Annotated in this window: 13 protein-coding genes and 1 pseudogene; 4 read left to right on the top strand and 10 right to left on the bottom strand. The window is 33.6% G+C overall.

Annotated features, from left to right (window positions below; translation table 11 throughout):
- The 10 genes and pseudogenes from CCZ01_RS06640 to CCZ01_RS06595 all read right to left on the bottom strand — a co-directional run.
- Window positions 1–1,288: pseudogene (locus tag CCZ01_RS06640) on the bottom strand (hypothetical protein); the annotation flags it as partial.
- A 244-nt stretch (window positions 1,289–1,532) separates the two neighbouring features.
- The gene (locus tag CCZ01_RS06635) at window positions 1,533–1,811 is read right to left on the bottom strand and encodes a hypothetical protein (RefSeq protein ID WP_146745225.1); all 279 of its coding nucleotides are present in this window, start codon (window positions 1,809–1,811) and stop codon (window positions 1,533–1,535) included.
- Complete coding sequence (locus CCZ01_RS06630) at window positions 1,808–2,020, bottom strand: hypothetical protein (protein ID WP_112052436.1); 213 nt, start codon at window positions 2,018–2,020, stop codon at window positions 1,808–1,810. Before CCZ01_RS06630 ends, CCZ01_RS06635 begins: the two co-directional genes overlap by 4 nt.
- Window positions 2,008–3,009: an alpha/beta hydrolase gene (locus tag CCZ01_RS06625; protein WP_112052435.1), complete on the bottom strand. Its 1,002-nt coding sequence runs from the start codon at window positions 3,007–3,009 to the stop codon at window positions 2,008–2,010. Before CCZ01_RS06625 ends, CCZ01_RS06630 begins: the two co-directional genes overlap by 13 nt.
- Window positions 2,969–3,457: a hypothetical protein gene (locus CCZ01_RS06620; protein ID WP_112052434.1), complete on the bottom strand. Its 489-nt coding sequence runs from the start codon at window positions 3,455–3,457 to the stop codon at window positions 2,969–2,971. Before CCZ01_RS06620 ends, CCZ01_RS06625 begins: the two co-directional genes overlap by 41 nt.
- Before the next feature lie 71 nt (window positions 3,458–3,528).
- A complete protein-coding gene (locus CCZ01_RS10840) occupies window positions 3,529–3,726 on the bottom strand; it encodes a hypothetical protein (RefSeq protein ID WP_258436924.1) in 198 nt (65 codons plus the stop codon).
- 895 nt (window positions 3,727–4,621) lie between these two features.
- Window positions 4,622–5,059 (bottom strand): Dps family protein, encoded by a 438-nt coding sequence (locus CCZ01_RS06610; protein ID WP_112052432.1) that lies wholly within the window; start codon window positions 5,057–5,059, stop codon window positions 4,622–4,624.
- Window positions 5,060–5,172: 113 nt separating this feature from the next.
- Complete coding sequence (locus tag CCZ01_RS06605) at window positions 5,173–5,454, bottom strand: TFIIB-type zinc ribbon-containing protein (RefSeq protein WP_112052431.1); 282 nt, start codon at window positions 5,452–5,454, stop codon at window positions 5,173–5,175.
- 56 nt (window positions 5,455–5,510) lie between these two features.
- Complete coding sequence (locus CCZ01_RS06600) at window positions 5,511–7,481, bottom strand: heavy metal translocating P-type ATPase (protein WP_112052430.1); 1,971 nt, start codon at window positions 7,479–7,481, stop codon at window positions 5,511–5,513.
- Between the two features lies 1 nt (window position 7,482).
- On the bottom strand, window positions 7,483–7,812 hold the full coding sequence (locus CCZ01_RS06595; RefSeq protein ID WP_112052442.1) for an ArsR/SmtB family transcription factor: 330 nt from the start codon (window positions 7,810–7,812) through the stop codon (window positions 7,483–7,485).
- A gap of 221 nt (window positions 7,813–8,033) precedes the next feature.
- Here CCZ01_RS06595 and CCZ01_RS06590 point away from each other — a divergent pair, with 221 nt between their 5' ends.
- The 4 genes from CCZ01_RS06590 (at window position 8,034) to CCZ01_RS06575 (ending at window position 13,486) form a co-directional block, all read left to right on the top strand.
- Window positions 8,034–8,792, top strand: a complete 759-nt coding sequence (locus CCZ01_RS06590) for a hypothetical protein (RefSeq protein WP_112052429.1) — start codon at window positions 8,034–8,036, stop codon at window positions 8,790–8,792.
- A gap of 9 nt (window positions 8,793–8,801) precedes the next feature.
- Window positions 8,802–9,785 carry a toxic anion resistance protein gene (locus tag CCZ01_RS06585; RefSeq protein ID WP_112052428.1) on the top strand — a complete coding sequence of 328 codons (984 nt, stop codon included), beginning with the start codon at window positions 8,802–8,804 and terminating at the stop codon, window positions 9,783–9,785.
- Window positions 9,782–11,188, top strand: coding sequence for a PhoH family protein (locus tag CCZ01_RS06580; protein WP_112052427.1), 1,407 nt, complete (start codon window positions 9,782–9,784; stop codon window positions 11,186–11,188). The genes CCZ01_RS06585 and CCZ01_RS06580 overlap by 4 nt, the downstream gene beginning before the upstream one ends.
- A 72-nt stretch (window positions 11,189–11,260) precedes the next feature.
- Window positions 11,261–13,486, top strand: coding sequence for a heavy metal translocating P-type ATPase (locus CCZ01_RS06575; protein WP_112052426.1), 2,226 nt, complete (start codon window positions 11,261–11,263; stop codon window positions 13,484–13,486).
- The last annotated feature ends 2 nt before the right edge of the window (window positions 13,487–13,488 follow it).

Here is a 13,488-nt window from a genome sequence, read left to right as displayed (position 1 = left end):
TTTCTTTATTCTCTTTAGAATCTTTAGTGGATTCTAAGAGTGCTTTTTCTTTCTTCTCTATCTCTTGAGATTCAGAGCTATTACATTCTAGTTTGATATGAAGGCTAGAGTCTAATATAGAGTAGTTTAGTATGGTAAGAGTAGAGGAGTGGAGGAATATTTGGAGGGTGGAAGTGGATATGTGGGTAGAATTGTTGTTTGTGGATTGCTTCGTCATTTCATTCCTCGCAATGACAGAATCTATATCCTCTCCACCTTGTAGGTAATATATAGGCTTAGATTCTATCAACTCTCCCTCTTTGTCTAATTCCCCAAAGTATAAAGGATGAGATTCTATTTCTTTTGAGCCATGAAGGAGAGTAGAATAAAGGAATATTTGAGTGTTAGGAGAATTAAGAATATCTAGGGTGAGATTAGAATCTCTAAATGTATCATTAGAATCTAAAGTGGGATTAGAGGCTATCTTAGAATCTGTGTATGTATCCTTATAATCTCTAAGTAGAGATTCTATCTCTGCTATATCTATCTCACTACCATTCTTAGTAAATATATCTATCTTGTTATTATAGAGGTGGATTAGATTGGATAGAGAGAGATTGTTAGATTGATTTATTGTATGATTGCTTGTATTGTTTGAGGTATTATGTGTGGATTGCCACGAAGTCGTGCCGACTTCTCGCAATGACGAAGTATTATTTGATGAAGTATTATAAGCATTGTTTGAAGTCTTAGAATCTAGCTTATCTAAGAATATTATCTTTATACTTTTATCATTTGATTCTAATATAAGATGATTTGAATCTTTAGATGTATCTTTTCTATTAAATCTTACTTGTCGTTGTTTTTCTCTTTGCTCTTGTGTGTATTCCTCATAGCTTAATTGAGAGACTCCCTCTTGTTTCTCTTTATGCTCTTGCTCTCTTTCCTTTCTTAGATTCATCATTGTTTTATACAAGGCTTTTCTAGCTTCAAGATATTCATTACTTAGAGAATCTTTGCCATATACAAAAATGTTTGCAAAGTCAGATTTATAGCCTAGTATCTTACTGGCATTTTCTTGTGTGATAAAGCTTTCATTGTTTTCTTTACAAATAGCAAAACTCTTGCAAGTGTATAAAGCTCTAAACAAATGGATAGGGGAATCTTTTGTGAGGGAATCTATGTCAGAACTTTGAAGCCTTGTGATGTTTATGTTGTTATGCTTTTGTTTTAAACAAATAATACTATCAGCGACATAATCTAAATCTTCATTGTGAATATATGCTAATTCATATAGAAAATTTTTCATACTCTCTCCTTCATTTTGCGATATTAATCAAAATACAACTATTTAATGATAAAAAACACTGCCACAGCGACCAATAATAAAACAGGTATCACAAGGATTTGCATTAAAGATTCCACATAAAAACTCCTTATATTAAAATTATAGAATCTATCTACAACCAAAAATTAAAAAATAGCACCTATTAGTTTTATGATGAGTAAAAAACCTGCAACAAATATAACACCAGCACATTTATTTAGAACTTTTATATAAGTCTTGTAAGATATTTTGCTATGACAAACAAAATCAATGCAAATATACATAAAATTACCAATAACACGCCAAGAGTAATATTATTTGCAATAACATAAGATGGAATAGCGATAATTATGACGAATATTTTTTGCCAAGAGCTTAAATTTTCATCCTGAAGCACTGATGAAAAGCCATAGACTTTATCAAGTATCCATAAAACAAGTAAAATTACAAAAATAAGTGTAATAAAACCAAGTATAACACCAAAAGATTCCATAATTGCACTCACAATCTTGGTAAAATAAAGTTTATAAAAATACCCAAAATAATGAGAAAAATCATCATTTTAAGGCTTATTTTTTTATCTTTTTTTTCTTTCCATAAATCCAACCATTGTCCAATTGTCAAGTCATAATACAACCATTTAATGATAAAAAATACTGCCGTAGCTATCAATAACAAAGCAGGGATAAGGAGTATTGATATTAAAGATTCCATGATTTTACCTCTATAATGCTTGGTTGGTATAATGTGCTTAAAAATTGCATAAGTTCTGTATCGCTCATCGCCGTATCATCAATATGGGCTAGAATAGCTAGGGCATTATATATGTCTTCTATGGTTATAATGACTAGGATATAGGCAATTATATTTCTTTTTATACTATTTTTTATTGTTTTAGATAGAGTTTGTGAAATTTTAATTCTTGGTTTAAACTCCTTATCTATTGGTAGAGGTGGATATGTCGTAGAAAGAATATGCTTACCAAAAAACACATAGCCTTTTTCCATATTGATTCTATATATGGCTTTTATATCTGTTTGTATTTGGTGGATTTGAGATTGTGTAAGTGGGCTAGGCAATGTTGTATCAGCTATTTTGATGCGATGACTAAGAGTTTTTATCTCTTTAAAGTGTTTTGTAGAAATTGGGGTGATACCATTTTCATCAAACATAGTCATAAACGACGCTCCTACATTTGTTTGTAAGTTGCAAGCCAAAAATATGCCATTATCCCTAGTCTGTATTTTATAGAAAAGCTTACTTGCAAAATTTTTCATACTTGCCTTTGCTGGTAGTGGAGTATTGCTTTGCACATATGAATCTATGTGATTAGATGCATAAGGACTTTCTGTCTTAAGATAATATGGTAAAAAGTTATCTAACTCTTTGTTTGGTTTAGCCAGATAAATAAGACTATTTTGTAATCGGATAGAATCTTTGTGTTCTTGTGTGATTTGTAATGTTGAATACATTTCAAGATTAGATGAAAAACTCTCTAGCACGAAACTCATAATACTATTAGACCAATCAGGCACCACACCAATGGAACTAAAGGTATATGTCTCTTTTATGATTTCTGGATACATCAAAGTAAAAAGTTGAGCTAAGTAGCCACCAAAGGAATGGCCAACAACAATATATTTGTCCTGTAATGGTTGTATTTTAGCTGTGTAAAAATCTATTATATCCACACAAATTTGCAAAGATATCAGCCTTTAGGCTATTCCCCAATCCTTTAATATTTGGATTCTCTGCAATATTTAATCTAAATATGTCGAGCCCACGAAATGCAAGAATCTTTTCATTGTTGTATGTATCTTTAAATAAAGTAGCACTAAATCCAGAATCTGTCTTATCGATAAAGGCTAATATTTCGTAACGATGTATAAAAGCCTCTGCTTGTTTATCCCCAAAATCTACTCTTGTATCATTGTAAAAAGTAAATATATTAGATGTCAAGGCTCTTTTATAAGAGACTTGATGTATTTTTTGTGCTTCTTGTTTGGTTAAATATTTTCTCTGCTCTTTATAACCCCATTTCTTTTCTTTATCCCCAAACATTCCTTCATTAAGTTTTGTGCTATAACTAGCCCATGCAAGTTCAGCATATCGTAATAACTTCAATCTCTGTTCTTTTGTGTATTGACTCATCTATGCCACCTCTTTAGATTCTATAAACAAGATTCTAGCATAAGTCCATTAAAATTCATTTAATCTTTCCTTCAAATAGGGAATCCTTTATAACTCAATACCCCACTAACACATAAATCTTGCATTATAGGATAATCATCATTATATTTTTTTAATGCTCTAGCACTAGGGAGGATTACAGATACTAGAGAACAAGGAGTAGGAACACCTGCGATATTATTCGTGCAACCTACAATACTAGAGTTAATTAAATCAGATTCTAAAATCATAGGAATATCTTTAGATGTAAAGCTTTTACCTTTCTTACTCTTTAGCTTTACTACTCCATTATGAGGACATTTAAGCTCATTATCTTCTAGGACAGGACAAAGGAATGCGCTAGATATTATTTCTTTATTCTCTTTAGAATCTTTAGTGGATTCTAAGAGTGCTTTTTCTTTCTTCTCTATCTCTTGAGATTCAGAGCTATTACATTCTAGTTTGATATGAAGGCTAGAGTGAATAAGAGAATAATGAAGTATTGTAAGTGTAGAAGAAATTAGAAACTTTGTTTATGGATACTTCAGTCGTGCTTTGCCCTCCTTCAGTATGACGATATGCTTTGTTATGAGGAGTATTAGAATTGTTGTTTATGGATTGCTTCGTCATTTCATTTCTCACAACGACAGAATCCATATCCTCTCCACCTTGTAAGTAATAGATAGGCTTATTTATATTTAATCCCATATTGCTATCATTATTATCTAACTCCCCAAAGTATAAGGAGTGGGATTCTATCTCTTTTGAGCCATTAAGGAGATTTGATGATAGATTCTAACTCTACTATATCTATCTCACTACCATTCTTAGTAAATATATCTATCTTGTCCTTATGGAGATGGGGGAGGTTAGATAGAGAGAAATTACTATAAGATTGAGTGTTGTTTATGGATTGATTTATTGTATGATTGTTTGTATTGTTTGAAGTATTATTTGTGGAAGGACTTAAAACCATCAGTAAAAAAATTAAGGGCAGGACGAGGAAGTTACGGTATAGTCGTATAATGCACAAAAAGCCAAGCAACACCTTTCAAGTTAACACTAAGTTATTATCAAAATTAAGCCCCATCGCCAGACATTTAACCAGTCATCCAGGAGCAAACAACGTCTACTCCCAGATACGGCTTATGCTAATTGTGCTTTAAACATCCAAATTGACTTTTCTAATGCAGCAAGCTTATCATCTGCCAAGGCAGCAGTAACACTATCATCATTATCAGCTGCTGCTTTTGAAAGTTCCTTAAATTTCTTATATAACAACTCATAGTCTTTCAAGATTGACTCTACAATCTGCTTAGAAGTAAAGCTCACTCCAGACTCTTCTTTAACTGACGCCTTTTCCAATGCTTCCTTTAAAGTCGTGATTGGCTTATCAGAAAGTTGTAAAATACGTTCTGCTAAATCATCAAAAAGGGTTGCAAAATTTTCATACATCTCCTCAGTTGCTGCATGCACGGGGTGAAAATCCATTCCTTTAACATTCCAATGATAATTATGAAGCTTCATATGTAAAACAATCGCATCCGCTTCAAGACCTTTCAATAACGAAATAATAGAACTCATCTTTATCTCTCCTATACGAAATTAATTTTTAAGGCAATGGAATTATAACAAAATTTTGTATTTTTTTCAACAAATAATATTTCTCTTTTCAAGAATCAAAATTCTTGCTAAAACTAAAAGTCAAAAAGTTCACTCAAGAAGCTTTCTCTCTTTTTATAAGGCTTATGATAATTTTGCTTACCACCATGATATTGTTGTTCTTGGTATTGCTGTCTTGGTTGCTCATATTGCCCCCTTTCTGGTTGTCTTTGCTGTATATTTGATGACCGCTCAATAATCTTATCAAGCTCTCCTCTATCTAGCCAAACTCCCCTACACTGTGGACAATAATCAATTTCCACGCCATTCCTCTCACTCATCACTAGCTGCACATTACTACAAACTGGGCATAGCATTCAGAACTCCTTTTACTTTAATATGCAACATTATATCCTAAAAAAATTAAATTCCCTCATCGTAAGGCACGCATAGCATTCAGAAGAGCTAAAAAAGCAACCCCCACATCTCCAAAAAGAGCAATCCACATATTTGCAACACCCAAAACACCAAAAACCATAATAGCCGCTTTTGTCCCAAGTGCAAAAATAATATTTTGCCTTAAAATACTACGTGTTTTACGTGCAATTTGGATAGCAAGTGGAATCTTTGAGAGATGATCATTCATAATCACCATATCTGCACCTTCTAAGGCAACATCGCTCCCTTTCTTCCCCATTGCAACACCAATATCACTCAACGCTAAAGAAGGAGCATCATTAATCCCATCACCAACAAAAATTACTTTTCTTTTATCTTTATCATCAAGAATCTTTTGTAACATAAATACTTTATCAGCCGGTAATAACTCCCCATAAAAATTTGGAATCTGCAAAGTTTTTGCGACCGATTCCACCACATTTTTTTTATCTCCACTCAAAACATAAATATCCTGTATTCCTAATGCTTTCAAAGCTTGAATATTCTGTGCCGCTTCTTGCTTAATCTCATCTTCAAGAATAAAAGAGGCAATCACTTCCTGACCATAAGCCAATAAAATTTGACATTGCTCGCTTTGTGTAAACTCTCCCATATTCCCTATCTCATTACTCACAAAAAGAGGATTTCCAATACATAATGCCTCGCCTTTATAAATTGCTTTCAAACCTCCTCCAGCTTGCTCACTTATTTCTTGCAGATTTTCCTCAAGCTGAAAAGATACTTCTACCGACTCATTTAAAATAGCTCGGGCAATGGGATGATTAGAATGCTCTTCTAGCTTTTGTGCAAGACTTAATGCTTCCTCCCTGCTAATGCCCTCTTTTGTGGTGATTTCAACCACCCTTAACTCACCTTTTGTGAGTGTACCTGTCTTATCAAAAACAATACTTTTTGCATAAAATAATGACTCAAGATAGCTAGAACCTTTAAGCAAAATCCCTTCTCTACTTGCCTTTCCTAAAGAAACAAAAAAGCTTAAAGGAATGGATATAACCAAAGCACAAGGGCAGGACACCACAAGAAAAATTAAACCCTTCGCAAACCATTCCTTAAATGCAATACTAAAAGAATCCAAAAAACTTTCACTCATAATTCCTAAAAATAAGGGGGGAACAAAAGCGATTAAGATTGCCAAAAAAGTTACACTCGGTGTATAGTAACGGGAAAAACGCGTGATAAATTCTTCGCTTCGACTTTTTTTTGCACTACCCTCTTCAATTAATTCAATCACTCTACTAAATGTAGAATTACCATAATTTTTAACCGCTTGAATCTGTAAAATTCCATCAATATTAATTGCACCAGAAAGAACTTCATCGCCCACTTTAACATTAATAGGCAGAGATTCACCATTGAGAACTGAAAGGTCAAGACTAGAATGCCCATCAACCACAATCCCATCAACAGCAATTCTCTCCCCCGCATAAACAAAGAGTATATCTCCAACCTGCACTTCTGAAGGATCGACATTTACTTTTTGTTCTCCCCTTAATATATGCACTTGATCAATCTTCATTGACTGCAAGGAACGAATGGATTTACGCGACTTCTCTATTACGCGCGACTCCAATGCTTCACCTAAACGAAAAAACAACAAAATAGCAACACCCTCTGCACCTTCGCCAATTCCCCAAGCTCCTAAACTTGCAATAGCCATCAAACTATTTTCATTAAAAAAATCACGTCTCCATAAACCTAAAGCCGCTTCTTTTAAAATCCCATAGCCAAGCACAATATAAGCAAGAACATAAGATGCTATAATCCAGTGTTGTAGTTGCTCTTTCAAAGGGATAAATTCATAATCTACTAGCAAAACAAAAACATAAAAAACACTCATGCTTATCGTAAGATAAAGCTGTATCTGGTTTGATTGTGCCAACTCTGAATTGCTTGAATGAGAGGAGCAACATTCACAACCAATACTGTTAGAAGCAATTTCACTCATTTTACATCTCCTTAATATGTTCTAAACCTTGTTCAAAAATTTTTTCAATATGTTCATCATCAAGACTATAAAAAACCTCTTTTCCAACCTTACAATAACGCACTAATCTCGCCTGACGCAGGATTCTTAATTGATGCGAAATAGCTGATGGAGAGAGTTTTAATAAAGTTGAAATTTCATTAACACATAATTCTTCTCGTTGCAAGAGTGAAAGAATCTGAATACGTGTAGAATCCCCAAAAATCTTAAAAAACTCCGCAAGCTCATAAAGCAATTCTTCCTTAGGTAGCGATTCCATGAGTTGCTGTAAAATATACTCGCGATTGTGCATATCATTGGTTTTGAAATGGTTCATACATCTCCTTATGTTAATAATTATCTACAAAATGAGACAAACAATGAATATATGAATATATGTTCATATAATAAACTATAAAAGCTAAAATTATACTGAAAATGATCGCAAGACTTTAGATTCAGTTTTAAGCTGCTTTCAGATAGAATAAGCCTTGATAAATTTATTCAAAGGACAATAGAAGGAGATAGGGCACTGTGTCGTTGGGTGAATCGTCACGAAAACAATACCATAAAGAACAGCTTAGAGCAAAAAGAGAAAGCGAAAAGCTAAGAAGAATACAGATACAAAAGCAACAGGGGATAACAGAGGAAGAAGAATCTCCATTCTTGAATATCACCGAAGATGTCGTCAAGCTTATGCATACTGATTTAGATAAAGAATGTGTCAGACTATTGAACCCTATTTTAGATAAAAAATATAAAGAAGAAGAAGTTTCTATCACAATTCAGCATGAAGAATTATTGTCTATGCAGGATATTATCCGCTTTATACATGGCATCTTAATACAATATCTCAAAAAAAGTGAATTCAAAAATCATGCACTCACTATTATTCTTAACCGCACAAACGAAGAAGGAAAAAGAGTTTTTCAGCGCATTTTTGAAGTAATTAGTCCTCCACAAGAATGGGGAGGATTTCGTGAGGGTTTCTCTATTGTTAAAACAGAGGGTTTGACAAAAAAAGGTATTATAGACATTTTAATCCAACCCACAAATGTAATGACAAAGGGCTTAAATAATGAAAACTTCTCCTACCAACTCGCCATCTTAAGTGACGGAAAGCCTCATCAAATCACCATCGCTAACGACTTAATAGGGGAGGAAATTTTTTTAAGCGTTAAAGATTCAGAACACTCTACTATCACTTTTGATGTGATTAGTTTAAAAAGATTTTTTGTCGGTTTTGGCTTTTTTGCTTTCGTTCTTTTTATATTTATATTTATATCGCGATAAAGGAGATTAATGTCAACGCTTAAAGAAGAAATCCAAAAAAAGATTCAAGAAAATGAGTTTACACCCATTATTATCGATATTTTTGGACAAGAGGAGCAAGAAAAGAGTATTGCAAGAAATACAACAATGCAAGGGATTATTTCTGCCTTCAAGGGAGAAGATGAACCCATTTATCAGCATTTAAAACAATTACAACTAGCTATTGAAAAAATGAATCCAAACCATATTTCTGCAGGTTTTTTCGGAAAATTATTCAAACTTAATCCTTTTAAACGTTATTTAGCAGACTTACAACAAAATCAAGCATTCATTGATGAAGTTTTAAAAACCCTAGAAGATGGACAACAAAGACTCAAGCGAGATAATATTGCCTTTGAACTAGAAATTAAAAATAATCTTGAATTGCTACAAGATTTGAAGGTGAAGTTAACAGAAGCATTAGAGGCTGATGAATTCTTAGCCCAACTCATTGATCAAAAAATAGAAAATATAGAACGTATTTCTCAATCCTTTATCTTTCCACTCAAGCAAAGAATTATCGATATTCAACAACAGATTATGGTCCATGAACAAGGAGAACTCGCAATTGCAAGTTTAATGGAAAATAATCGTCAACTCATCAACAGCATTGAACGTACAAAAGCTGTAACACTTAACGCACTTAACGTTGCAATTATCGTTGCACAAGGCTTAGCAACACAAAAAAAAGTGCTTGATTCTGTAGAGCAAATTAACACGCAAACAAGCGATTTGATTTTACATACCTCACAAAAATTAAAGGAGCAAGGCACGCATATTCAACAACGAGCAAGTTCTGCACTGCTTGATATGGATAAACTCAAGGTAGCCTATGAAAATGTGCTGGAAGCTATGAAAGAAGTAGAAGAATTCAGACTCAAATCCATTCCTATAATGAGCGAACAAATCAAATCTTACCAACACGATTTAGCAGAATTAGAAAGTAAAAAAATAATACTTAAAGGAGATAATTGAAAAAAAAATATTTTATTGACACTTCTATCATCTTAGATAATATTGAGAACTTAAATGTGCTTTACGATGAGGAAAATCTACTATTCATTAGTGATATTGTCTTGCTGGAGTTGGGCAAGAAAAAAGAAAATTTAGGGGAAAGTGGGTATTTTAGCCGTGAGTTTTTTCGCCTCATCAACCACAATTTAGGCGAAGAAATTACTATTGAAAGTATAGGCCTAAAAACATTAAAAAAGGGTGATTTCTTATGGAAAACCTACCTTAAAGATTTGGATTTTATGATTCCATTATATATTATTTCTCGTTCTCATTACGCAACTCCTATGCCAGAATGGGGACAAAACGACCTTAAAATTGCAGAAATTGCACTCGATTATGGATTCACATTAATCACAAATGATACTGCCTTAAAAATCCATTCACTTTCTCGTGGCATTCAAGCTGAATCCTTAGAACGTAATAGTGTTCACAATGTAGATTCTATCAATTTTTTTCACTCTTTCACATGCCACATTCAAGAAATTCCGACAATCCATCAGCTCCAATGCTTTCAAGAATTAAGTGATTGGAGTTTGATAGAAATTACTGAAGAGGAAAATACTGGAAACTCTCGCTACCTCAACGGAAAAAAACAATTTGGATTTAAGATTAAGGGTGAATTTTGTCCTCAAAATTTTGATGAAATTCTCAAAATACACAACCCCTATGTTTTACCTCTAAACCTAGAACAAAAAATGTATTACTCCTTACTTATTCACCCATCAAATCGCATTAGTGTCGTGAGTGGGGCAACAGGGAGTGGCAAGACGCTTATCGCCCTACAGGCAGGCTTAACACTTCTCAAAATGGGAATGGTTGATGGTATTGTCTATTTACGCAATACAATCACTGCAAATGATAAAGAGGCAGAATTAGGCTTCAGAAAGGGTGGAGAATCAGAAAAGCTTGATTATTTTATGTATCCTTTATATAGTGCCATCAATTTTATGATAGCAAAGATGCAAAAAGAATCTCTAGCAAAACGTATTGAATACCGCGGAGAAAATAAAGGAGAGCAAAAGGCAGAAGCTACTGAATATTTTATGAAAAAACACCATATTTCTTTAATTGATATTGCCCATGCAAGAGGAATCACGATTGCTAAAAAATTTGTTATTTTTGATGAAGTGCAAAATGCTTCAAATGCAACAGTAAAACTGATAGGAACGCGTATGGGCGAGGAAAGTCGGATTGTCTTTTTGGGAGATACAAAGCAAATTGATCATCCTTATTTAAGCCGAAACCGCAATGGTTTAGCAACACTCTTAAAAATGGCAAAAGACGATGATTATATTGCTGCAATTAAATTAAAGCAAACAATTAGAAGTGAGATTGCGGGTTGGTTTGAAGATCATTTTATCTAATGCAATACCCTTTTAGGAATAGTTTACCTTTTAAAAGTAGAATACCACTTGATTTTATTTGAGGATTAATCCATGAAAACAGAGAAATTCTATATCGATGGAATGACTTGTAGTGCTTGTTCGTCTGGAATTGAACGTTCTTTAAAACGCAAGGATTTTATTCATTCAATTGAAGTGAACTTAGTCAATCAAAGTGCGATTGTCAGCTTTGATGAAAACAAGAGTAACCTTGAATCTATCTTTGCATTGGTTGAAAAATTAGGTTATGCACCTCACCAATTCAGCACACAAAATTCTAATGAAATGCCACTTAAAGAATTAATAAAACAAAAAAATTGGGTAGCTATTGAAAAAAAGCTCTTGCCCTCTAATCTTCGCTTGACAATAGCTGTTATAATGATGTTTATTGTTCTGTATCTTTCTATGGTGGGTATGTTTTTCCCTTCTATAGTGCCACCTATACTCCAATCATCTTTAGGAGTTTTTTTACAAATTATCGCAACGGGCGTTACTATGCTTCTTGGTTGGCGTTTTTATACTAAAGGTTTTAAAAGTATTGTATCAAAAAATCCTAATATGGATTCCCTGATAGCTATCAGTACAACAGCAGCTTTATTTTATAGCTTTTATTTAATCTCTACAAATTCCTTAACACATGGTCTTTACTTTGAAAGTATTACCGTAATTCTCACCTTAGTAATGGTCGGTAAACATATCGAAGAGGGTGCAAAAAATAATGCCAACAGTGCTATCAGTGCGTTGTTAGCTAAACAATCAAAGGAAGTCATTTTAATCGATGGAACAACAGAACGAACAGTCTTAATTGACCACATAAAAATCAATGATCATTTAAAGATTCTTCCTGGCCATTCCATACCCGTTGATGGTATTCTTTTTGAGGGCGAGGGCTATCTTGATGAATCTATGCTAACAGGCGAAATTATGCCCATTTTTAAACAAAAAGGAGATAAGCTATTCGCAGGGAGCCTTAACACGCAAACAAGTTTCATTCTTAAAGCAACAAGTGATAGTCAACATAACACACTTCAAGCAATGATTGCTCTAATTGAAGAAGCAGCAAACTCAAAAACAAAAATGACAAAAATAGCAGATAAAGTTGCAATGTTTTTTGTTCCTAGTGTAATTTTCATTGCCCTTCTTGCCGGAATTTTTTGGAGTTTTTACCAGAATTTTACATTCGGTTTTGAGATTTTTATTGCTGTTTTAGTCATTTCTTGCCCATGTGCCTTAGGACTTGCAACACCGATGGCAGTGATGATTGCAAGTGCAATTGCAAACAAAAAGGGATTATTCTTTAAGAATGTGCAAAGTATGGAATATGCAGGACAAGTTTCAGCGGTTGTATTCGATAAAACAGGTACACTCACTTACACTCACCTAAAAATTGCCCATATTATTCCACTAAAGGGTAATGAAGAGACCCTTTTACAAATTGCCGCAAGCATAGAGCAAGGTAGCGAACATCTTATTGCAAAAGCAATTCTTAAAGAATGCAAAGTGCGTCAGTTAGAGCTATTGAAGGCTGAAAAATTCTGCACAAAAAGTGGCTATGGCATTTGTGCTTCCATTCATAATCAAGAATACACACTAGGGAATGCTGAATTATTTTCGAGTGAATCTTTAAAACCTCTACAAGAAAAAATGCGAGACATAGAGAATTTTATCCATGTTATCATTGGGCAAGGAGAAGAAGTTTTAGGAGCAATTTTATTAGAAGATTTTATTAAAGAAGGTGCAAAAGAATTAATTGAAACTCTAAAAACAAGAAAAATTAAAAGTTACATTCTTAGCGGAGATAGAGAAAACAATGTCAAACGAGTGGCTGAAAATATAGGCATTGTAGAATTTATCGCAAAAGCTAAACCACAAGATAAACTAGAATTCGTCAAACACCTTAAAGCACAAGGAGAAGTAGTGATGATGGTGGGTGATGGTATTAATGATGTTGCAGCATTAGAGGCAAGCGATGTTTCTGTGAGCTTTTCAAGTGCAAGTGACATTAGCACACAGAGTGCAGAAATCTTAATTTGCAACGAGGATATTCGCCTTTGTGGTTTTATAATCGCTTTAAGTAAAGCCACAAGTACAAACATTAAGCAAAATTTATTTTGGGCTTTTTGCTATAATGTGATTTCCATTCCCTTAGCTTGTGGGTTTTTATATGGATATGGGATTTTACTTAATCCTATGATTGCCGCTGCTGCTATGAGTTTTAGCAGTTTAAGTGTCGTACTTAATGCCCAAAGATTAAGGGGATTTAAATTTATTAAGGAGTAGAA

Origin of the sequence: Helicobacter monodelphidis, assembly GCF_003288845.1 — a bacterium.
In the GTDB taxonomy this organism is placed as follows: domain Bacteria; phylum Campylobacterota; class Campylobacteria; order Campylobacterales; family Helicobacteraceae; genus NHYN01.
This window is presented reverse-complemented; position numbering and strand designations above follow the sequence as displayed.

What these genes read in the sequence shown, in the direction of transcription:
- CCZ01_RS06630 (WP_112052436.1), bottom strand. Translation starts at nt 2,020, where the DNA reads ATGGAATCTTTAATATCAATACTCCTTATCCCTGCTTTGTTATTGATA.
- CCZ01_RS06620 (WP_112052434.1), bottom strand. Translation starts at nt 3,457, where the DNA reads ATGAGTCAATACACAAAAGAACAGAGATTGAAGTTATTACGATATGCT.
- CCZ01_RS10840 (WP_258436924.1), bottom strand. Translation starts at nt 3,726, where the DNA reads ATGATTTTAGAATCTGATTTAATTAACTCTAGTATTGTAGGTTGCACG.
- CCZ01_RS06610 (WP_112052432.1), bottom strand. Translation starts at nt 5,059, where the DNA reads ATGAGTTCTATTATTTCGTTATTGAAAGGTCTTGAAGCGGATGCGATT.
- CCZ01_RS06605 (WP_112052431.1), bottom strand. Translation starts at nt 5,454, where the DNA reads ATGCTATGCCCAGTTTGTAGTAATGTGCAGCTAGTGATGAGTGAGAGG.
- CCZ01_RS06600 (WP_112052430.1), bottom strand. Translation starts at nt 7,481, where the DNA reads ATGAGTGAAATTGCTTCTAACAGTATTGGTTGTGAATGTTGCTCCTCT.
- CCZ01_RS06595 (WP_112052442.1), bottom strand. Translation starts at nt 7,812, where the DNA reads ATGCACAATCGCGAGTATATTTTACAGCAACTCATGGAATCGCTACCT.
- CCZ01_RS06585 (WP_112052428.1), top strand. Translation starts at nt 8,802, where the DNA reads ATGTCAACGCTTAAAGAAGAAATCCAAAAAAAGATTCAAGAAAATGAG.
- CCZ01_RS06575 (WP_112052426.1), top strand. Translation starts at nt 11,261, where the DNA reads ATGAAAACAGAGAAATTCTATATCGATGGAATGACTTGTAGTGCTTGT.